General features: G+C 46.8%; 22 protein-coding genes. 9 read left to right on the forward strand and 13 right to left on the reverse strand.

Annotated elements, in window-relative coordinates:
• Window positions 1–15 precede the first annotated feature (15 nt).
• From dltA to NYE43_RS20240, 6 genes are all read left to right on the forward strand, one after another.
• Window positions 16–1524, forward strand: coding sequence for a D-alanine--poly(phosphoribitol) ligase subunit DltA (gene dltA, locus NYE43_RS20215; protein WP_095712715.1), 1509 nt, complete (start codon window positions 16–18; stop codon window positions 1522–1524).
• On the forward strand, window positions 1521–2708 hold the full coding sequence (gene dltB / locus NYE43_RS20220; protein WP_095712714.1) for a D-alanyl-lipoteichoic acid biosynthesis protein DltB: 1188 nt from the start codon (window positions 1521–1523) through the stop codon (window positions 2706–2708). The genes dltA and dltB overlap by 4 nt, the downstream gene beginning before the upstream one ends.
• 16 nt (window positions 2709–2724) lie before the next feature.
• Window positions 2725–2961: a D-alanine--poly(phosphoribitol) ligase subunit DltC gene (dltC, locus tag NYE43_RS20225; RefSeq protein WP_024123329.1), complete on the forward strand. Its 237-nt coding sequence runs from the start codon at window positions 2725–2727 to the stop codon at window positions 2959–2961.
• On the forward strand, window positions 2961–4139 hold the full coding sequence (dltD, locus tag NYE43_RS20230; RefSeq protein WP_341062542.1) for a D-alanyl-lipoteichoic acid biosynthesis protein DltD: 1179 nt from the start codon (window positions 2961–2963) through the stop codon (window positions 4137–4139). Before dltC ends, dltD begins: the two co-directional genes overlap by 1 nt.
• 88 nt (window positions 4140–4227) lie before the next feature.
• Window positions 4228–4986 carry an SDR family oxidoreductase gene (locus tag NYE43_RS20235; protein WP_024123331.1) on the forward strand — a complete coding sequence of 253 codons (759 nt, stop codon included), beginning with the start codon at window positions 4228–4230 and terminating at the stop codon, window positions 4984–4986.
• Window positions 4987–5126: 140 nt separating this feature from the next.
• Complete coding sequence (locus tag NYE43_RS20240; RefSeq protein ID WP_024123332.1) at window positions 5127–6218, forward strand: branched-chain amino acid aminotransferase; 1092 nt, start codon at window positions 5127–5129, stop codon at window positions 6216–6218.
• A gap of 32 nt (window positions 6219–6250) precedes the next feature.
• Here NYE43_RS20240 and licH read toward each other — a convergent pair whose 3' ends face one another.
• The 7 genes from licH to NYE43_RS20275 all read right to left on the reverse strand — a co-directional run bounded on the left by licH (window position 6251) and on the right by NYE43_RS20275 (window position 12605).
• On the reverse strand, window positions 6251–7579 hold the full coding sequence (licH, locus tag NYE43_RS20245; RefSeq protein ID WP_044159985.1) for a 6-phospho-beta-glucosidase LicH: 1329 nt from the start codon (window positions 7577–7579) through the stop codon (window positions 6251–6253).
• Window positions 7576–7908, reverse strand: coding sequence for a PTS lichenan transporter subunit IIA (licA, locus tag NYE43_RS20250; protein WP_024123334.1), 333 nt, complete (start codon window positions 7906–7908; stop codon window positions 7576–7578). The genes licH and licA overlap by 4 nt, the downstream gene beginning before the upstream one ends.
• A 17-nt stretch (window positions 7909–7925) precedes the next feature.
• A complete protein-coding gene (licC, locus tag NYE43_RS20255) occupies window positions 7926–9284 on the reverse strand; it encodes a PTS lichenan transporter subunit IIC (RefSeq protein ID WP_340925792.1) in 1359 nt (452 codons plus the stop codon).
• Window positions 9285–9299: 15 nt separating this feature from the next.
• Complete coding sequence (gene licB, locus NYE43_RS20260) at window positions 9300–9608, reverse strand: PTS lichenan transporter subunit IIB (protein ID WP_024123336.1); 309 nt, start codon at window positions 9606–9608, stop codon at window positions 9300–9302.
• Between the two features lie 133 nt (window positions 9609–9741).
• The gene (licR, locus tag NYE43_RS20265; protein ID WP_024123337.1) at window positions 9742–11661 is read right to left on the reverse strand and encodes a transcriptional regulator LicR; all 1920 of its coding nucleotides are present in this window, start codon (window positions 11659–11661) and stop codon (window positions 9742–9744) included.
• Between the two features lie 166 nt (window positions 11662–11827).
• Window positions 11828–11986 carry a hypothetical protein gene (locus NYE43_RS20270; protein ID WP_044159993.1) on the reverse strand — a complete coding sequence of 53 codons (159 nt, stop codon included), beginning with the start codon at window positions 11984–11986 and terminating at the stop codon, window positions 11828–11830.
• Window positions 11987–12014: 28 nt separating this feature from the next.
• Window positions 12015–12605 (reverse strand): DNA-3-methyladenine glycosylase, encoded by a 591-nt coding sequence (locus NYE43_RS20275; protein ID WP_101859756.1) that lies wholly within the window; start codon window positions 12603–12605, stop codon window positions 12015–12017.
• A 127-nt stretch (window positions 12606–12732) separates the two neighbouring features.
• On the opposite strand from NYE43_RS20275, the gene katX reads away from it, so the two are divergent.
• Both katX and NYE43_RS20285 read left to right on the forward strand, forming a co-directional pair.
• Window positions 12733–14376, forward strand: coding sequence for a catalase KatX (katX, locus tag NYE43_RS20280; RefSeq protein ID WP_341062547.1), 1644 nt, complete (start codon window positions 12733–12735; stop codon window positions 14374–14376).
• A gap of 98 nt (window positions 14377–14474) precedes the next feature.
• A complete protein-coding gene (locus NYE43_RS20285; RefSeq protein WP_341062550.1) occupies window positions 14475–15677 on the forward strand; it encodes an MFS transporter in 1203 nt (400 codons plus the stop codon).
• On the opposite strand, the gene NYE43_RS20290 is transcribed toward NYE43_RS20285, so the two are convergent.
• From NYE43_RS20290 to sigY, 6 genes are read right to left on the reverse strand one after another with little or no spacing between them, the layout of a single operon-like run.
• Complete coding sequence (locus tag NYE43_RS20290; protein ID WP_024123342.1) at window positions 15674–16450, reverse strand: ABC transporter permease; 777 nt, start codon at window positions 16448–16450, stop codon at window positions 15674–15676. The genes NYE43_RS20285 and NYE43_RS20290 overlap by 4 nt on opposite strands.
• Complete coding sequence (locus NYE43_RS20295; RefSeq protein WP_095712705.1) at window positions 16447–17334, reverse strand: ABC transporter ATP-binding protein; 888 nt, start codon at window positions 17332–17334, stop codon at window positions 16447–16449. Before NYE43_RS20295 ends, NYE43_RS20290 begins: the two co-directional genes overlap by 4 nt.
• A 6-nt stretch (window positions 17335–17340) precedes the next feature.
• Complete coding sequence (gene yxlE, locus NYE43_RS20300) at window positions 17341–17529, reverse strand: sigma Y negative regulator YxlE (RefSeq protein WP_024123344.1); 189 nt, start codon at window positions 17527–17529, stop codon at window positions 17341–17343.
• Window positions 17529–17732, reverse strand: coding sequence for a transcriptional regulator (locus tag NYE43_RS20305; RefSeq protein ID WP_095712704.1), 204 nt, complete (start codon window positions 17730–17732; stop codon window positions 17529–17531). The genes yxlE and NYE43_RS20305 overlap by 1 nt, the downstream gene beginning before the upstream one ends.
• A complete protein-coding gene (locus NYE43_RS20310) occupies window positions 17732–18049 on the reverse strand; it encodes a YxlC family protein (RefSeq protein ID WP_095712703.1) in 318 nt (105 codons plus the stop codon). The genes NYE43_RS20305 and NYE43_RS20310 overlap by 1 nt, the downstream gene beginning before the upstream one ends.
• Window positions 18042–18578, reverse strand: a complete 537-nt coding sequence (gene sigY / locus NYE43_RS20315) for an RNA polymerase sigma factor SigY (protein WP_095712702.1) — start codon at window positions 18576–18578, stop codon at window positions 18042–18044. The genes NYE43_RS20310 and sigY overlap by 8 nt, the downstream gene beginning before the upstream one ends.
• Before the next feature lie 213 nt (window positions 18579–18791).
• Here sigY and NYE43_RS20320 point away from each other — a divergent pair, with 213 nt between their 5' ends.
• The gene (locus tag NYE43_RS20320; RefSeq protein WP_213418127.1) at window positions 18792–20165 is read left to right on the forward strand and encodes a purine-cytosine permease family protein; all 1374 of its coding nucleotides are present in this window, start codon (window positions 18792–18794) and stop codon (window positions 20163–20165) included.
• Window positions 20166–20175 lie beyond the last annotated feature (10 nt).

Raw genomic sequence — 20175 nt, forward strand, 5'->3', positions numbered from 1 at the left:
GGAGAGAGAATAACAATGAAACTTTTAGATGCTATTCAAACACATGCGGAAACTTATCCGCAAACCGAAGCCTTCCGCTCTCAAGGCCAGTCGCTCACATATCAGGAACTTTGGGCGCTGTCTGACCGTGCGGCTGCCGCGATCAAAAAACGCGTTTCTGGAGAAAAGGGTTCTCCTGTTCTGGTGTACGGACATATGGAACCGCACATGATTGTCTCCTTTTTAGGAAGCGTCAAGGCGGGACATCCTTATATCCCGGTTGACTTGTCCATTCCGTCCGAGCGGATTGCGAAAATCATTGAAAGCTCGGGCGCCGAATTGCTGATTCACGTATCTGGTCTTCCTGTTGATATTGACAGCGGGCTGATTCAGACAGTATCAGCGGAAGAACTGCTGGAAAACGAAGGCACTGTCAGCCGTGATCAATGGGTGACAGGACACGAAACGTTTTATATCATTTACACTTCCGGAAGCACGGGCAATCCGAAAGGCGTGCAGATTTCTGCCGCGAACCTTCAAAGCTTCACAGACTGGATTTGCGCAGACTTCCCGATCAACGGAGGAAAAACGTTTTTAAACCAAGCGCCGTTTTCATTTGATTTATCCGTCATGGATCTTTATCCGTGCCTTCAGTCAGGCGGTACTTTACACTGCGTGACAAAGGACGCCGTGAATAAGCCGAAGATCTTATTCGAAGAGCTCAAAAAGTCCGGGCTGAATATATGGACATCAACGCCATCCTTTGTGCAAATGTGCCTGATGGACCCTGGATTTTCACAAGATCTGCTTCCTGAGGCGGACACATTTATGTTTTGCGGAGAGGTTCTCCCGGTTTCTGTAGCCGAAGCGCTGCTTGAGCGTTTCCCGAAAGCGAGAATCTTTAATACGTACGGTCCGACTGAGGCGACAGTCGCTGTTACGTCCGTTGAAATTACAAGTGACATCATCAGCCGGCACGAATCTCTGCCAGTCGGCTTCGCCAAACCGGATATGAACATTTTGATTATGGATGAACAGGGGAATCAGCTCCCGGATGGAGAAAAAGGCGAAATCGTCATTGCAGGCCCGAGTGTAAGCCGCGGCTATCTCGGTGAGCCTGAGCTGACAGATAAAGCATTCTTCTCTTATGAAGGCCAATGGGCATACCGAACTGGTGATGCTGGTTATACACAAGATGGTCAGATTTTCTGCCAAGGCCGCTTGGATTTCCAGATTAAACTTCACGGGTACCGGATGGAGCTGGAGGAAATTGAGTTTCATGTGAGACAGTCTCAGTACGTGCGCTCAGCTGTTGTGATTCCGTATCAGCCAAACGGAACTGTCGAATATCTGATAGCTGCAATTGTGCCTGAGGAGCACGAATTCCAGAAGGAGTTCCAGCTGACGAGTGCGATTAAAAAAGAGCTTGCCGCTTTCCTGCCTGCTTATATGATTCCGAGAAAGTTCATTTATCAGGATCACATTCAAATGACGGCTAACGGCAAAATTGACCGGAAACGCATCCGCGAAGAGGTTCTTGTATGACGCCTTACAGCTCGTTTTTATTCTTTATATTGCTTGGCATTCTTCTTCTGCCGACCATCATTCTCGGCTTGAACGGGAAAAGATTCCAGGCATACAACATGTTTATATCCATTCTTATATTGGCTCTGATTTTCTCGCATGACTTACACGGCGTCATCGCCCTGTGTCTGTTTACCATATGGCAGGTGCTCCTGATCAGCGGCTACCTGGCGTACCGGCAGAAAGCGAACAGCGGCTTTGTCTTTTGCTCGGCTGTTATCGCGTCTATTCTGCCTTTATTCTTGTCAAAAATATGGCCGTTTCTTTCTCATCCGCAGCCGCATCATCCGGCGCATAACCTGATCAGCTTTTTAGGGATTTCGTATTTAACCTTTAAGGGCGTTCAGCTGATTATGGAAGCGAGAGACGGGCTGCTGAAGGAACAGCTGCCGCTTCACCGCCTGCTGTATTTCATCCTGTTTTTCCCGACGATTTCTTCCGGTCCGATTGACAGGTACCGCAGATTCGTCAAGGATGAGCAGAAGGCATGGACAAAAGAGGAATATGCCGATCTGCTGTATACGGGGATTCACAAGATTTTCATTGGATTCCTTTACAAGTTTATTATCGGCTATGCGATCAACACATATTTCATCATGAACCTTCCCGCGATCACGCACAATAAGATCCTCGGGAATCTGCTTTACATGTACGGCTACAGCATGTATTTATTCTTTGATTTTGCCGGCTACACGATGTTTGCCGTCGGGGTCAGCTATATTATGGGGATTAAATCGCCGGAAAACTTTAATAAACCGTTTATCAGCAAAAATATTAAAGATTTCTGGAACCGCTGGCATATGTCTCTGTCATTTTGGTTCAGAGACTATGTATTTATGAGATTTGTATTTTGGATGACAAAGAAAAAGTGGATCAAAAACCGTATGGCCGTCTCAAACATCGGGTATTTCCTGCTGTTTATGCTGATGGGGGTTTGGCACGGCCTTGCGCCGCAATATATCATCTACGGCCTCTATCACGCCGTCCTGATGACGTGTTACAACTTTTTCGAGAAGTGGAATAAGAAATATAAATGGCTCCCGTCCAACCGCTGGACAACGATTCTCGCTATTGTGATCACGTTCCATTTTGTGTGCTTTGGGTTTTATATTTTCTCAGGAAAACTATTTCATCACCATCATTAAAGGAGATTAGAAAACTATGGATTTTAAACAAGAGGTATTAGACGTTTTAGCAGAGGTTTGCCAGGATGACATCGTAAAGGAAAACCCTGATATTGAAATTTTTGAAGAAGGTTTGCTTGATTCTTTTGGAACAGTAGAATTGCTGCTTGCGATTGAAAACCGTTTTGATATTCTGGTGCCTATCACTGAATTCGACCGGGATGTATGGAATACGCCTAATCACATTGTAAACCAGCTGTCTGAGTTGAAATAATGAAAAAGCGTTTTTTCGGTCCAATTATTTTGGCGTTTATTCTATTCGCAGGCGCCATCGCAGTTCCATCTTCATGGCTGACAGGCTTCATCACCGATAAACGGGTTGAAGAGTCAGCAACAACCTTGAACCCGAGTATGTTTCAGGGGCTTTATTTACAAAATCAGATGCTCAATGATCCGAAATATCTACCGATTTACGGGTCTTCTGAGCTTTCCCGGCTGGATGAGTTCCACCCATCTAATTATTTTAAAGTAAACAATGAGGGATTTACGCCTTACCTTGTCGGCAAAGGCGGATCCCAGTCATTGATACACTCCTTAAACTTCGCTGCCCATATGGATCAGCTGAAGGGCAAAAAAATTGTTTTCATCGTTTCTCCGCAGTGGTTTATTAAGCGCGGGTCTGATGAACAGCATTTTGCGCCGAACTATTCCGCGCTTCAAGGGCTGGATTTGGCTTTTAACGAGCAGATCGACCCTGACGTGAAAAAGAAAATGATGAAGCGTATGCTGCGCTTCAAAGCTGTTCAAAACGATGCTGTACTTTCCGAGCTTTATAAGGCGATGGTGAATGGCCAGACATGGAAAGTGAACGCGCTGAAGCCGGCGGCAAAAGTATATTACAAGATGCTAGAAAAGAAAGACCTTTATTATTCAACGACGGAAACCACGGGACCAAAGCGGTATATCTCACAATCCGTGAAGGGTAAGTCATGGTCTGAATTAAATAAACTGGCCGATGAATCAGGCAAACGCCACTCCGGGTCTAACGATTTTCACATCGACAATCCTGTTTATAAAAAGCTGAAGCCGAAAGTGCCTAAGCTGAAAGGAAAAAACAAAGGCAGATCGTATGCAAAGTCACCGGAATACGGCGATTTTGAACTGATGCTTCATATCCTGAAAGACGCGGGCGCAGAGCCTATGTTTGTCACCATCCCTGTTAACGGAAAATGGTATGACTACACAGGCTTCCCGAAAAAAGGGCGCACTGACTATTATGAAAAGGTCAATAAACAGATTAAAGCGAAGGGCTTCCAAGTCGCTGATTTTTCTGGTCATGAATATGACCCTTATTTTATGAAAGATACCATCCACATCGGCTGGAAAGGCTGGGTGTATGTGGATAAGGCAATTGATGAATTCTATAAAACCGGAAAGGTTACTTCATCGTGAGCATCTATTAGGACGCGGCTGCATATTTCCTGCTAAGATTTGAAATAGTAAAGGAATCACAGCCAGCTTGATAAGAGGTGTTACATCAATGAAGATGACAGGCAATACGGTTTTGATCACAGGCGGTTCAGCAGGCATCGGGCTTGAACTGGCCAAACGGCTGCTTGAGCTCGGGAATGAAGTGATCATTTGCGGACGCAGCGAAACACGTCTTGCAGAAGCAAAAAAACAGCTCCCAGCCCTCTATACAAAACAATGCGATGTCGCAGACCGCGCGGAGCGTGAGGCATTGTTTGAATGGGCCCAGAAGGAATTTCCAAAGCTGAACGTTCTCGTTAACAATGCGGGCATTCAAAAGGAAATTGACTTTAAAAAAGGGACTGAGGAACTCTTTGTGGACGGGGATGAAATAGAGCTGAATATCCAAGCGCCTGTCCATTTATCAGCTCTTTTTACGCCTCACTTGATGAATCAGCCGGAAGCGGCAATTGTTCAGGTAACGTCCGGGCTCGCGTTTAACCCGTTAGCTGTTTATCCGGTGTACTGTGCAACAAAAGCGGCGCTCCACTCCTTCTCACTCACGCTCAGATACCAGCTTCGTGATACAAGCGTTGAAGTGATCGAGATGGCGCCGCCTATGGTTGACACGGGATTAAATCAAAAATCACGCGATAAGCAAGGTCTGACGTACCGCGGCATTACACCTGAAGAATATGTTCAATATTTCTTAGACGGCTTAAAAGAAGGCAAACAAGAGATTACAAATGAACGTGTCGAAGGTCTGCGGAATGCGGTCCGTGCCGATTACGACAGAGTATTTGAACAAATGAATGCGCAGGAGAATTAATTTCTCCTGCTTTTTCTTATAAATTTTTTACAAATTTGAGCAAACCTATTGCGATTATTTGGTGAAGGTATACAATAGAATATAAAATATTTTCAAATAAGTTTGATAATATAAACAATTTAACAACAGGGAGATTGACCATGACTAAACAAACGATTCGAGTTGAATTAACATCAGCCAAAAAACCGAAACCAGATCCAAATCAGCTTTCTTTCGGAAGAGTGTTTACAGACCACATGTTTGTAATGGACTACGCATCTGATAAAGGCTGGTACGATCCGAGAATCATTCCTTATCAAGCCGTTTCAATGGACCCGGCCGCAATGGTATATCACTATGGCCAAACGGTGTTTGAAGGCTTAAAGGCTTACGTCACAGAGGATGACCATGTTCTGCTTTTCAGACCGGAAAAAAATATGGAGCGCCTGAATAAATCAAATGACCGCATCTGTATTCCGCAAATTGATGAAGAACAGGTTCTTGAGGGTTTAAAACAGCTGATCGCTATTGATAAAGACTGGATTCCGAATGCGGAGGGCACGTCCCTTTACATCCGTCCATTCATTATCGCAACCGAACCTTTCCTTGGTGTCGCGGCATCTCATACGTATAAGCTCTTTATCATCCTTTCTCCGGTCGGCTCATATTACAAAGAAGGCATTAAGCCTGTCAAAATTGCTGTGGAAAGTGAATTTGTCCGTGCGGTAAAAGGCGGAACGGGAGATGCGAAAACCGCAGGAAACTACGCTTCAAGCTTAAAAGCGCAGCAGGTAGCAGAAGAGAAAGGATTTTCTCAGGTTCTCTGGCTGGACGGCATTGAGAAAAAATACATCGAAGAAGTCGGCAGCATGAACATCTTCTTTAAAATCAACGGTGAAATTGTGACACCGATGCTGAACGGCAGCATTCTGGAGGGCATCACGCGCAATTCCGTCATTACTTTGCTTAAGCATTGGGGGCTTCCGGTATCAGAACGAAGAATCGCCGTTGATGAAGTCATCCAAGCCCATAAAGACGGCGTTCTTGAAGAAGCCTTCGGAACGGGTACGGCTGCTGTTATTTCTCCAGTCGGCGAACTGATCTGGAATGACGAAACACTGATGATCAACAACGGTGAAACGGGAGAAATCTCTAAAAAGCTGTATGACACGATCACAGGCATTCAAAAGGGTACAGTTCCTGATGAATTTGGATGGACGACTGAAGTCGCAACGCTCACTGAAAGCAAATAAACAAAAAACCGGCCCCAAACGGGCCGGTTTTTTTATGCTTCAATTTTGTTAAAGAACTGCGGCAGATGTGCTTTGTGCGCCTCCAGCATTTCGTCTAAGATCTGTTTGGCCACTGTGTCGGATGGTACGAGAGGATTAATCGTCATGGCAAGCAGCGCTGTTTGGTAGTCGCCTGTGACAGCCGCTTCCGCCGCGACACGCTCAAATGATTTGATTTGCTGGACGAGACCGCGGACAGATACTGGCAGATCGCCTACGGCGATTGGCTTAGGGCCGTTTTTCGTCATCACGCAGTTTACTTCAACAGCGGAATCATCTGGAATGCTTGCAATCGCACCGTTATTGACCGTGTTCACCGGCTGAATGTCGTGTTTATCATTGTAAATGGAGCTGATGAGGTTGCACGCTGCATCGCTGTAGTAAGCACCTCCGCGTTTTTCAAGCTGCGGCGGCTTGATCGCCAAATTTGGATCTTTATAAAGCTCGAACAGCTCTTGCTCTACCTTTTGCACCACTTCAGCACGGGTGCCTTCCGTTTGTGATGCTTCAAGCTCGTGCTCGAACATTTCTTTTGTTTTGAAATAGTAGCGGTGGTAGCCGCAAGGGATCATGTCGAGTGCTTTTAAGAATTCTGGCTCCCACTCAGCGCCGGAGATGTTTTTCATTGTCATCGCGTTTTTCGGATCACCCATCGCTTCAATAACTTTATCCTTCACGCTGACACCGTCTAAGAAGACGTCCATTCCGAACACCATATGATTCAATCCGGCAAATTGAACCTCTACCCGGTCAACATCTACATCGAGCGCTTTCGCTACGCCCATTTTGATGCCGATCGGGACATTGCAGAGACCGACGACTTTCTTCAGGTTGGAGTAGCGAAGCAAGGCCTCCGTCACCATACCTGCCGGATTTGTGAAATTGACAAGCCATGCGTTCGGACAAAGCTCCTCGATGTCCTTCGCAATCTCTAGGATGACCGGAATGGTGCGCAATCCTTTAAAGAGTCCTCCCGGGCCGTTTGTTTCCTGGCCGATGACGCCATATTTTAATGGAATGCGCTCATCCTTGGCTCTCGCCTGCAGCAGTCCGACCCGGAATTGAGTCGTCACAAAGTCTGCATCTTTCAGCGCTTCCCTCCTGTCCAAAGTGAGGTGAATGTCGATCGGGACACCGGCTTTTTCAACCATCCGCTTGGCGAGCGTGCCGACAATGTTCAATTTTTCCTCGCCTTCAGGAATATCAACGAGCCATAATTCACGTACAGGCAGCTCCTTGTACCGTTTGATTAAACCTTCCACAAGCTCCGGTGTATAGCTTGAGCCTCCGCCAATCGTTACAATTTTCAATCCTTTTGTCATATGCTTGCTCCCCCTTGCACGGTGATTTTTTCATATAGCTCAATGAATTCAGCCGCCAAATCCTTGACTGTCATGGCATTCATTAAATGATCCTGAGCGTGGACCATCAGCAGTGTCATTTCTGTTTTTTCTCCGCCTGCTTCACTTTGGATCAGTTCTGTCTGATAATGATGGGCTTTTGATAATTCATCCGCAGCTTCTTGAAGCTTACTCCGCGCCTCTTCGCTGTCGCCGTTTTTCGCGGCGGCGATCGCTTCCATTGCGGAGCTCCTTCCGTTTCCTCCGTGAAGAATGATTTGAAAAATAATTTGCTCCATTTTCTCATTCACGCGACTCACTCCTTTCTTTACAAAGCCGCCTCTTTGTCGTCTGAAACAGCAGGCGTTTGAACGAGCTCTAATTCGTTTTCTTCTTTCAGCTTCTGTTTATCCCACATTCTGAAGAACGGGTAGTAGACAACAAAGGAAACGGCAATGTTAATGGCTTGCATGACCGCGCCTGATATTTTGCCTCCTGTCGCCAAGTAGCCTGAAAAGATCGGCGGCATGGTCCACGGGACTGCGATACCCGCAGGTTTGGCGACAAGTCCGGTGCTCATTCCGATGTATGTGAGTGTCAGTGTGATAAGCGGCGTGACGATAAACGGAATCAAGAGCATCGGGTTCATGACGATCGGCATTCCGAAAATGATCGGTTCGTTAATATTGAAGACCGCCGGGCCGATCGCAAGCTTTCCGAGCTGCTTCATTTGTTTGCTTCGGGCGCGAAGGAACATCGTGACAACCAGTGCAAGAGTGGCACCGCTTCCGCCGATATTGATCCAGATATCGAAAAATTGCTGGGTGAAAATCTTAGGCAGCTCCTCACCGGCTTGGAACGCGATCCGGTTGGCATCCATGGCGCCGTACCAAATCGGTGCCATAACGCCGCCGACAATGTTGGCGCCGTGAAGACCGCAGGCCCATAAAAGCATTTTGACGGCTTCTGCGATAAGGCTGCCCCCGAGGCTTCCGCCAAGAATGGAGAGCGGCGTCCCCAGTAAAACGCTTACAATATTATGAAGGCTTTCAAATGGCGTCGCTTCAACAATCAGTCGGGCTGCCCAAATCAGGAAGATGACGGCAAAGCCGGGGATTAAAGCGACAAATGACTTGCTGACCGCCGGCGGAACACCATCCGGCATTTTAAAAACCATATTGCGCTGGATAATGAGACGGTAAATCTCTGTTGACACCATCGCGATAATCATGGCGACAAACAGGCCTTTACTTCCCATCAGCGAAAGCGGAATACCGCCGCTGACCATTATCTCTTTCGTCGTGCCATCCGGCGTAAACGGCACTTGATACGGTGTCGCTAAGAGGAAAGCCGCAAGGGAGATGGCACCAGCTGACAAGGCATCGACCCCATATTTCTCCGCCAGCCTGTAGGCGATGCCGAATGCGGCGACAAGCCCCATAATTTCAAAGGTGGCATCAACCGGGTAAGCGAGCTTCTCAGACCAGGCGCTGCCGAACGTTTTTGCCATAAAATCGGCATATCCGGGAATCGGGAGGTTGCCGATGATGAGGAAAAAGGAGCCGATGATAATAAGCGGCATTGTTAAAATGATACCGTCACGGAGCGCCTGCAAATGACGCTGCCCCGCAATTCTTCCCGCTATAGGCATGACCTTCTCTTCTAACAACTGATTGACTTTATTCACATAGCCCGCCCCTCTCTATGACGCGTTTCCAAGCTGTTCAGCCGATTTCAGCACTTCCGCTCCGTTGCACGTCCCATAATGGACTGTGTTAATGACGTCTACCGGAACACCCTTTGATTCTCCTAGTTTTTTCAGCTGAGGAAGCATGTAACGGACTTGCGGGCCGAGGAGCAATACATCCGCTTTATCGATATGATTTTGTACAGAATCACCTGATACTGCCCAAATGGTATAGTCTTTTCCTTGTTCCTGCGCGCTTTTTTCCATCTTGCTGACGAGTAAGCTTGTTGACATGCCTGCTGCACAAACGAGTAATATATTCATGTAAAAGACCCCCTAAGAGTTTGATAGAATTTGTATGTCCTGCTGTTGATAACATCATATTATGAAATCGCTTTCATAAACACTCAAGGTTTTTCCGCAGGAAACGGAAAAAAGGTATATCCAGGCTGTCAGTTTATCGTTTTTTGTCAAACACATCGGAGAGCTCTTGGTACGTGCGGCTTTTTAACAGCTGGCTTACCGCTGCCGGATCATCCAAAATACTGCCGAGCAGTTTATACATGCTTTGCAAATCCGCTTTGTTTTCCTTTTCGACACAAAGCAGGCAAACAAATTGAACCCGTTTATTCTCCCAGTCTATCGGCTTTTTGAGCGTACAGACGGCCCAAAATGTCGTTTGCGTCTGCGGGACGAGCGGGTGCGGAATGGCCACGAGGTTGCCGAAGCACGTTGGCGACATCTCTTCTCTATCAAATATAGAATCTATGATTTCCTTATTCGCATAGCCGCCGTCCACTGCTTTCTGACCTAAAAATTGAATCACCTCTTCTTTCGAACGCAGATCCTTCTGGAAAAAAACGAGATCCTTTTTGAGATAGCTGACAGCTTTTTCTTTCTCATCATTCAGGATGGATTCTATTTTTGTAAAATCGGTTCCGCCTAAGATGGTGTTTACCTTTAGTACAGGCACAGGGAGTTCTTTTTTGATCGGAATGGTGCTGACCACAAAATCAATCGATTCATAAGACAACTGGTCAAGACTGTAATATTCAGCCGTGCCGAGAATATCGATCCGTTTGCCGAAGTGGGAGCGAAGTTTTTCCCTCAGAAGCTGGGCGCTTCCCGCACCTGACGCACAAACGATGATGCAGCGCTTCGGCGGGCTTTCTGTTTTCTTCCGTTCAATTGCGGCGCCGAAGTGCAGCGCTAAATAACCGACTTCATTTTCATGAATATCGATGCCCGTTTTTTCTTTTATGACGATTCCGGCGATGATTCCGGCCTCAAAGGCGAGAGGATAATTTTCTTTGATCGCTGCCAGCATCGGATTTCTCAGATTCATGCCATACCGGTTGCGGGTGATCGCGGGTTTTACATGCAGTGCCAAGCCAATTTTCAGCTCTTGATCATGCAGGATGCCGAGCTTTAATTCTCGGTCGACCGCTTCGATCATGGCGGCAGTCAGCCGATCTGTTTCTTCATCGATTGAAAATTCGCCTTCTCCGCACTGCGGCTGTGTCATTCGTTTCGTGCCGAGAAGATGCATGGCGATATAAGCCGTTTCATTTTCCGGAAACGTGACGCTAAGGGCTGATTCCAGTTCTTTCACAATTGCTTCAGCAGCCTGGTATTCTTTTTGATGCAGAATGTGATCCATATCTTCCGGGAAAAGAGAAACATAGTGTTCCGTTCTGATCCGCTTACAGGCGATGGCGATATGAATGATGAGGTTATTCAATCCAAGGTTAGACAGAGGAATCCGGTCGTTTTTAATCTTTCTCATAATCACAGAATGGATGATCTCAATTTCTTCCTTTGGCAAAATATCAGCCTTTTCATTCAGAAAATCAATTTCTGTTTCTCTTTCATCAACAATGTACTCCGCCATACAGTACCTCATCTGCACCTCGTCTCCGCGCAGCTTGAAGCCGTAATTCGGGCGTGTTTCCATGACAATGCGGTAAGGAAGCAGCCGTTTCTTCACTTCCTTTAAATCGGTTTGGAGTGTAGATTTTGAGATAAAAAGTTCTTCGGCCAGCTCATCCAGCTTGAGATAATGATCCGCCAGCAGCAGCCGTTTCATGAGATATGTAATCCTCTCCTCGGGAAATACCGGCAGCCCCTTTTTCTGCTGAAACACGTCTTGCAGCAGCGTTCTAAAGGTCTGCTCGTCATGAATGCGCAGCTTGTATCCCGAGCCTCTTACCGATTGAACCAAAGCGCCATGGCCGCTTATCACATCTTGGAGTTCCTTTATATCATTGCGGACCGTCCGCGTCGTCACATGTAAATGTGCGGCAAATACCGAGCTTGTCACCGGAACTTCAGCCGCCATCAATAAGCGCAGAATTTCACGAAGTCGCCCATGCAGCATGAGAAAAACCTCCTATCAAGATAGATGCAGGAATTACATAAGTAGGCAGAAAGGATGTGGTGAAGGGAAAGCGAAATGTATATAAATTCTATAATGGGGAGAAATGCAAGTCAATGAACATCGGGAGGACAAGAGGGAAAACAGACCCATAAAAAAACAGCCGGGATCAGCCGGCTGTTCGGGATGCGGACATGTTCTTTTGTTTAGACGCCTTGCGGTCCTTCATGATTTTTCGAACAACCGGGTAAATGACCGGCGCCCATTTGATAACGGTTTTGATCATTTTTTTCAAAGCTCCGATTCTCCCTTCTTTTTTCTCAACCATTCCCCTGATTCCCCTTTGTTTAAACATGCTAACGCGACACGTACCTGTTTCCCGTCACCCAGAAACGCCACGGATAATCGCGCGCCTCTCCGCTGTTGTCGATGCCGATGCGGGGGCCGGTTGACATGTCTTCCGGTGTGTACCCGCTTTCAATGTAAAGCGGCTGTTCCGTGATCCAGCGTCCGTAGTCATTCATCGTGACGCCAAGCGCTTTCGTTAACTTTCCGGGACCATTTGTCCATTCTCTCGGACGCCGGCCCGGCCTTCTTTCCTCCATTAACAGCTGGCCTTCATGAGGCTCAATCGCCCTGATTAATACCGCTTGCGGAACGTCCTCTTCTGCGGCAACGACGTTCAGCAATGTATGGGTGTGCATCACATACGTATACACACGGCCAGCTTCACCAAACATAATCTCAGTCCGCTTCGTCCGGCGGTTGTTAAAGCTGTGGGCTGCTCTGTCCCCGGCTCCCATATAGGCCTCTGTTTCCACAATAAAACCTGAAGCTGTCCCTTCATCCGTTTCCTTTACCAAAAGACAGCCGAGAAGAGAAGGAGCCAGTTCTAGGGCCGTTTTTTGATAAAACGTGATGGGCAGCGGATTTCTTTTTCTGGTCACGAATGTCGTACTCTCCTTTTTTCGTTTTGGTAATTGTACCATTCCCGAAGCAGCTAAAAAAAAACTTCAGTTTTAAAATTCTTCCATTAAGGGAATATTGTTACCGTTCAAAAAGGAGGCTCAACCAATGAAAGATGATCATCAAAAAGAGTATCACGGCACAAATGTCGAAGGCAGTGAGGATGCGCTTTCTCATAAGACATCCGGGAAAAACGAGTCAGAGGATACCTTGACGAACAGACAGGGGCATCCTGTCACCGACAACCAGAATGTGAGGACGGTCGGGAACAGAGGGCCAACAACACTGGAAAATTATGATTTTCTCGAAAAAATCAGCCACTTTGACAGGGAACGCATTCCCGAACGTGTTGTGCATGCCAGGGGTGCAGGCGCACACGGATATTTCGAAGCCTATGGCAGTTTTGGAGACGAGCCGATTTCAAAGTACACACGAGCGAAGCTTTTCCAGGAAAAAGGCAAGAAAACGCCGGCATTTGTCCGTTTTTCCACCGTGAATCACGGAAAACATTCACCTGAAACATTACGGGACCCGCGCGGTTTTGCCGTTAAGCTTTATACTGAAGACGGAAACTGGGATTTGGTCGGGAACAACCTGAAAATCTTTTTTATTCGCGATCCGCTGAAATTCCCGGATCTTGTACACGCGTTTCAGCCTGATCCGGTGACCAATATCCAAGATGGTGAACGTATTTTCGACTTCATTTCTCAATCTCCTGAAGCGACACATATGATCACATTCTTGTTTTCGCCTTGGGGCATTCCTGCCAACTACCGGCAGATGCAGGGTTCAGGCGTTCATGCCTACAAATGGGTGAATGAGGAAGGCAAGGCCGTTCTTGTGAAATACCATTTTGAACCGAAACAAGGCATCCGCAACCTGACACAGAAGGAAGCAGAAGAGATTCAGGGGAAAAACTTCAACCACGCGACACAGGATTTGTATGAAGCGATTGAAAACGGCGATTATCCGGAGTGGGAGGTGTATGCCCAAATCATGAGTGATGACGAGCATCCGGATCTCGACTTTGATCCGCTTGATCCGACTAAGCTGTGGTATAAAGAGGACTTTCCGTGGAAGCCGATCGGCAAATTAGTGTTAAACAAAAACCCTGAGAATTACCATTCTGAAGTAGAACAGGCTTCATTCGGCACAGGGGTCCTTGTCGACGGACTTGATTTTTCTGATGACAAATTGCTTCAAGGACGGACGTTTGCCTATTCCGATACGCAGCGGTACAGAGTTGGCGCAAACTACCTGCAGCTGCCAATCAACTCACCGAAAAAACACGTCGCAACCAACCAGCAAGGGGGTCAAATGCAGTACCGCGTGGATATCGGCGAAGGTCAAAATCCGCATGTCAACTATGAACCGTCAATTATGGGCGGGCTGAAGGAAGCGAAGCAAGATGGTAAAGACCACACCCCGCATGTTGAAGGTAACCTGAAGCGGGAAGCGATCGACAGAACGAACAATTTCGGACAAGCCGGTGAAACGTACCGGAGATTTACTGAGTTTGAGCGCACTGAGCTCATCACAAATCTGGTCAATACGCTTTCAACCTGCAGAAAAGAAATTCAGGAGCAAATGATTGAGAATTTCACAAAAGCCGATCCGGACTACGGAAAACGCGTTGCGGAAGGGCTGAAAAAGGCTTCAGAAAATAACAGCAACGGACCGGTTGGCACGACAGAAACGGCTCAAGCCGTCGAGCAGGCCGAACAGGAAAGCCATCCGTCTGATCCGTATTAACACCAAAAACAGGGCTTTTTTGAAGTCCTGTTTTTCATTTCTCTATTGAAACGTTTCCACAAATTGTGTTGTACTGGAAGGAAAGAGGTGGTGAGAGCATGGAAATTCAGCAGCCGCTGATTCCTCAGCAAAAAACAATCGGCACTTTAGATCACGCCGTTTTCTTATGCATGGTATTTTGTTTTTGGTTTTCGGGCTATATTTACGTTCCTGTTTTCAGCCTGTATTTGGAGGATCTGCACTTTTCATACGGAGCGATCGGCATGATTCTCGGAAGCTACGGGGTGACCCAAATCCTGCTGCTGTTCCCGCTTGGGGTTCTGTCAGAAATTCTTTTTTCTCTGCGTAAGCCATTGTTAATTGCCGGCTTTGGATGTTCCATTCTCAGTAGCGTGCTTTTTCTTGCGTTTGATTCTTTTTTCTTCGTCCTGACCGCCCGGCTTCTCGCGGGGATTACAGCATCCATGTGGGTGATGGCGACGATTCTATACGCTCATTATTTCAAAGATGGCAGTGCCTCAAAAGCAATGGGCATCATGCAGTTTTTTACCGTCATGCCTCAGTTTGTCAGCATTGTGTTCTGCGGGCTTGCAGCAGCGCATTTAGGCAGGCAGGTTCCGTTTTGGATGGCACTGGCTGCCTCGTGCATCGGCCTTGTGATATGCTGCTTTATTAAAGATCCGTCCGTTTCTTCTGGGCAACGTAAGTCTCTCCGTATAACGCAACACATCAAAGACACATTGCGGCTGCCGAAGCTGAAGATTTTCACGATTCTATCTATGACTGCACATGCCGTGCTATTTATGACGGTGTTTGGTTTTACGCCGCTTTACACGAACCAGCTCGGAATGGGAGACATCGAACTGCTTTGGGTGATGACCGCCTTTTTTCTCCCTCATGCAGCGGCTACCCTGAGCTTTTTGTTTTTGCGTTTTACCGAAAGAATCGCCTATGGCACCATGCTGATCTGTTTTGCTGTCATTGGAGTCTGTTTGATGTTCGTTCCTTTTTCAGCTTCATTGCTCACAGTTTGCATGACCCATGCTTTCATCGGTCTGGCGCTTGGCTTTGTGTTTCCCCTATTGTTAAGCCGGGTCGTCGATATCAGTTCAGCGCGTTTAAAAATGTCAGCCATGGGATTTTATCAATCGTTTTATGCGCTGGGCATCTTTACCGGCCCCCTTCTCGCCGGAAAAATCGCACAGATTTTCGGTTTGGCCGAGGTATTTTATGGAGCCGGATTGATGGCATTGGCCGCTTTGATGATGATGCTGGCCACAAAGCGAAAACTGATCAGTTAATAGCTTTCATACCGGCGGAAGCGCCACACAGAAAAAACGGCCAGAAGCATGATGCACAGAATGGAGAATGTGAGCGACCATCCGAAAAAGTCCGCCCGCTCTCCATGAAGCAGAATATGCTCTGCCTGCTTGCAAAGCTCAGCCGGCAGCCATTTCGCACCATCAGGAAAAAGCGAGACAGCAAAGGAAACGGCAGCCGTCAGCCCAATTCCGGCTGCCGCGGCTGCTCCGAGAGACCGAAACATCGTGCTTCCGGCAAGCCCTGCAGTAACAATAAACATCATCCAAAGAGAGTAGAGCCCGAGGCTTGCTGCAAAGCGGCTGAACGATGCGTGCTCAAACAATATCCGGACGTAATAATAAGCAAGTCCGTACCCAGCTGCAAACGACGCGATCCCGATCATGCTTTGGGTGATCCATTTGTTCAATATATACTGGGCTGCCGTCACTGGCCGCGACATAATCAGAGCCGTTACACCTTGATTTCTTTCATTCGCCACACTGCCCATGACACTGAAGATGATCAGCGCCATGCCAAGCGTGTTGAATTGGGAAAGCGTGCTCACCATCACCTCAGATCCGGAAGGCATGGTAAAACTGATTTTCATACCGTCTGGAAGGTTCCCCCCATGCGCAATGATTTCCGGCATATAATAAATGGTCAGCGGCTGTGTCAGCCCCACGATCATCATCGCAATGGGCAGCCAGATCAGCTTTCCGCTTCTCCAGCCTTCCAGCCATTCCTTTTGTAATAGCGTCATCATGACATTCATGCGTGCACCACCTTAAGATAGACGTCTTCGAGAGACTCTGTTTTCTGTTCAAAACGGGTGACTGTCAATCCCATTTGGATACAATCACTCAGCAATATCCTGCCAGAGCCTGTATCGCTTAGCTTAAATACAGCTTGGGACGGATTCATATAGACAACATCGGATATATAAGGCTTCTCTTCAAGCCAGCCCTTCAGTTTCTCTTTCACAGTAAGAGTGAAAACATTCGTTTGATGCTGTTCTTTGAGCTGCTGTAAAGCGCCTTTCCATGAAATCTCGCCGTTTTTCATGATCACGACTTGATCACACACCTGCTCCGCATCGTGCAAAACGTGAGTAGAAAACAAAACAGCCATATGTTTTTTCAGCTCCCGCATCATATCCAGCACCTCGATACGCCCTGAAGGGTCCAGGGCAGAAACCGGTTCATCCAAAATCAAAAGCTTCGGTTTATGAAGCAGAGCCTGAGCCAGACCGAGCCTTTGTTTCATGCCGCCAGAATAACCGCCGATTCTTTTGTTTGCCGCGTCCTGCAAACCGACAAACTCCAGCATTTCGCCTATTTTCTCTTGGCATTTTTTCTTTGAAAGGCCAGACAGTCTCCCGGCAAAGGTTAAAAATTCATTTGCCGTCATCCATGAATAAAAAGCCGGGTACTGCGGAAGGTAGCCGATCATACTGCGATCTGCTTTTTGCTCCCCGTACAGCTTGACCGTCCCGGAGGTGGGTGACAGCAGTCCGGACAGCATTTGAAGCGTTGTGGTTTTACCAGCCCCATTCGGTCCTAATAGAGCGACACACTCGTTCTCCTTGACTTGAAAGCTGACATTCCGTACAGCTTGATGATGCCGGTATGATTTGCATAATGACTCAATAGATAGCATGCTCGCTCACCTTTGCTTTCTGCCGACGGTAAAAAATAAAATCGGCCCAATAATATTGATGCATATAATCACTGCTGCCCACATCCATTTCGGCCCGTTTGTCCGCTCTTCTTTCACACAGCTGATCAGGGCAAACACTGCCAGCACGGCCTGTAACACAATCAGCGGTACAATCATTTCCCAAGAAATATTCATTAGCTGATCCTCCTATTTTTTCGGTCAGGCCTTATCACAAAAAAGTAATAGCAAATCAGAGGCATCGGCGCTTGAATCAGTCCGATAATTCCCCACACCCATGCCAGACGATCCCGTTTTTTCGCATCAATGAATAAAAAGATTCCCTGTGCCAATACAATCAGATAAGCAAACACAAAAATCGTCAAATCTATTTGGGACATCAGTGTTTCACCTCACGTTCGCCAAGGTATCGTTTTTTCTCAGCTGCAATCAAAATCGGCAGGACAGCCAGCGCACAGACCTGAAGCACGACAAAAGCAGCGGGAACTTGAGTAAATGCCAGAGTCGCCGCGCTTACCACCATCAGTGCAGAGAACACAAATAAGATAACTTCTTTCAGCACGCTTTTTCTTCGTGCGGCTTTCATTTGTGACAGCTGATCAAGCAATTCTTTTTGACTCGGTATATTCGGATTGGCGCATTGGTCAATTTTCTGCAATTCCGATTTTAAATGAACAGATTGCTTTTCTTTATTCATCAGTCCACTCCTTTCTGATTTGCTGGAGCCCTTTATGGACTCTGGACTTTACCGTGCCTTCTTTGATATGCAGCATCATTCCGATATCAGCATAGGTATAGCCGTAATAGTGCCTTAATAAAACGGGCGTGCGCAGCTTCGGGTCAAGCTGAGAAAAGAGATCAAGCGTCTCGCTCCACTCAGAGCCTTTCGTTGACACGTCCCACTTGATCTTGCGTATCGTTTCCTCTGTAACAGCCTGATTTCGTTTCCATTCTCTCTTTCTCTTTTTCTGGTGATCAAGGTAGAGTCTTGACGCGATAGAGATCAGCCAAGTGGAGAATTTGGATCGGCCTTGAAAACTCCCCAGATGGACGTATCCTTTCAGAAAGGTTTCCTGAACCAGATCCTCGCTGACGTCAGGGTGAAGGGAAAGCTTTAACAAGTATTTATATAGAAAAGAATAATAATGCTGAAAAAGGGCTGTAAACGCCTCGTCGCTTCCCTCTTTCGCCTGCTGAATCAATTGCTGTTCTTCATTTGTATCCAACGGCCGCGATCCCCCCTTTTTTTGTTATCTTGCCTTATGAGACGACACCGGATTCCAGAGCGTTCAACTTTTTTTATAATTCTTTTGATCTATTGACTTCACTGGTCTCTCATCAGTTTTCGTGAACATCTAAATTTGTAAAGCGAAGTACAGTCTGTTAAGCTATGTTTTTATGTCTATTTCAAAATTTCATTATATATGGAGGACGATGCATTGAAAGTAGAAAGGCGAACGATTGAATATATTCCGAATGAAGAAAGACATGGTAAAGCAAAAGATTTATTTCCCGTATGGTTCGGGGCCAATATGCATATCACCACGTTAGTGACCGGTACTCTTCCCGTTGCAATGGGACTTAATCTGTTTTGGAGTGTTGCCGCTATTATTTGCGGAACCTTAATTGGTGCCATATTTATGGCTTCTCATTCCGCGCAAGGACCCCAGCTCGGCATCCCGCAAATGATTCAAAGCCGTGCCCAATTCGGCGTAATCGGAGCGATTCTTCCCCTCTTCTTAGTCATGTTTATCTACCTTGGTTTCTTCGCAAGCAGTACAATTCTGGCGGCCGGGACCTTAAGCAGCTTTGTTCCCATCCCTGGATCATGGAGCATTATAGGCTTAAGCGCCGCATGTTTTTTACTCACCATTTTCGGTCATGATTTGATTCACAAAATGCAAAAAATCCTTTCTTGGACCTCTTTTGCCGTATTTTTTGCTGCAACGATACTCATTTTCCAATTACCGATTCCGGCAGGCAGCTGGATGCCCGGGACGGTCGACTTGCCCGTTTTCTTGGTGGCAGTCAGCGCCGTAGCAACTTGGCAGCTTGCCTATGCGCCTTATGTCGCCGATTATTCAAGATATCTGCCAATTAAAACACCGGCGTCCCAAACGTTCTGGTACAGCTATGCAGGAACATCTGTCAGCTCCATCTGGATGATGCTGCTCGGCGCGCTGCTGACCACAGCACTTCCTGATTTTACGACAAACTCAGGGACCCAGATTGTGCAATTGTTCGGTCCCTTCTCGTTCATTATGCTGATCATTGTTTTATTTGGCCAGATGGCGATTAATGTCTTTAACTTGTATGGAGCTTTTATGTCCACGACGACTACGCTTGAGCCGTTTCTGAAATTAAAAGTCACACCGAAAATCAGAATCATCATGATCCTTGGCGTCACAATCGTCGGAACAGTCCTAAGCCTTCTCGGGCAAAGTAATTTTATGGAGCTGTTTTTGAATTTTATCTTTTTTATCAGTTATTTCTTAATTCCATGGACGGCGATCAATTTAGTGGATTACTACTTCGTCCGCCACGGGAACTATGAGGTCAATGCGATGTTTGATGTCAACGGGCCATATGGAAGAGTCAATTGGATCACAACGATTGCTTTCATTCTATCCATCTTGTTAGAAATTCCGTTTATCAATACATCCTTTTACATCGGGCCATTGGCAAAAATGTTTGGCGGCGGGGATATTGCATGGATTATCGGCTTAGCCGTGCCTTCTGTTCTATATTATGTACTCATGAAACCGCGCCTGAAAAAACGAGCGGCTTATCAAGAAAAGCTGTCTTCCCTATGAAGACAGCTTT

The organism is Bacillus sp. FSL R5-0434, assembly GCF_038004745.1.
In the GTDB taxonomy this organism is placed as follows: domain Bacteria; phylum Bacillota; class Bacilli; order Bacillales; family Bacillaceae; genus Bacillus; species Bacillus halotolerans.

Excerpts from the sequence above, each read along its gene's own strand:
- NYE43_RS20235 (WP_024123331.1), top strand. The coding sequence starts at position 4,228 with ATGAAGATGACAGGCAATACGGTTTTGATCACAGGCGGTTCAGCAGGC.
- NYE43_RS20240 (WP_024123332.1), top strand. The coding sequence starts at position 5,127 with ATGACTAAACAAACGATTCGAGTTGAATTAACATCAGCCAAAAAACCG.
- NYE43_RS20290 (WP_024123342.1), bottom strand. The coding sequence starts at position 16,450 with ATGAATGTCATGATGACGCTATTACAAAAGGAATGGCTGGAAGGCTGG.
- licB (WP_024123336.1), bottom strand. The coding sequence starts at position 9,608 with ATGAATATATTACTCGTTTGTGCAGCAGGCATGTCAACAAGCTTACTC.
- dltA (WP_095712715.1), top strand. The coding sequence starts at position 16 with ATGAAACTTTTAGATGCTATTCAAACACATGCGGAAACTTATCCGCAA.
- dltB (WP_095712714.1), top strand. The coding sequence starts at position 1,521 with ATGACGCCTTACAGCTCGTTTTTATTCTTTATATTGCTTGGCATTCTT.
- NYE43_RS20295 (WP_095712705.1), bottom strand. The coding sequence starts at position 17,334 with ATGCTATCTATTGAGTCATTATGCAAATCATACCGGCATCATCAAGCT.
- NYE43_RS20285 (WP_341062550.1), top strand. The coding sequence starts at position 14,475 with ATGGAAATTCAGCAGCCGCTGATTCCTCAGCAAAAAACAATCGGCACT.
- NYE43_RS20305 (WP_095712704.1), bottom strand. The coding sequence starts at position 17,732 with ATGTCCCAAATAGATTTGACGATTTTTGTGTTTGCTTATCTGATTGTA.
- licR (WP_024123337.1), bottom strand. The coding sequence starts at position 11,661 with ATGCTGCATGGGCGACTTCGTGAAATTCTGCGCTTATTGATGGCGGCT.
- NYE43_RS20310 (WP_095712703.1), bottom strand. The coding sequence starts at position 18,049 with ATGAATAAAGAAAAGCAATCTGTTCATTTAAAATCGGAATTGCAGAAA.
- dltC (WP_024123329.1), top strand. The coding sequence starts at position 2,725 with ATGGATTTTAAACAAGAGGTATTAGACGTTTTAGCAGAGGTTTGCCAG.
- katX (WP_341062547.1), top strand. The coding sequence starts at position 12,733 with ATGAAAGATGATCATCAAAAAGAGTATCACGGCACAAATGTCGAAGGC.
- yxlE (WP_024123344.1), bottom strand. The coding sequence starts at position 17,529 with ATGAATATTTCTTGGGAAATGATTGTACCGCTGATTGTGTTACAGGCC.
- dltD (WP_341062542.1), top strand. The coding sequence starts at position 2,961 with ATGAAAAAGCGTTTTTTCGGTCCAATTATTTTGGCGTTTATTCTATTC.
- licH (WP_044159985.1), bottom strand. The coding sequence starts at position 7,579 with ATGACAAAAGGATTGAAAATTGTAACGATTGGCGGAGGCTCAAGCTAT.
- NYE43_RS20270 (WP_044159993.1), bottom strand. The coding sequence starts at position 11,986 with ATGGTTGAGAAAAAAGAAGGGAGAATCGGAGCTTTGAAAAAAATGATC.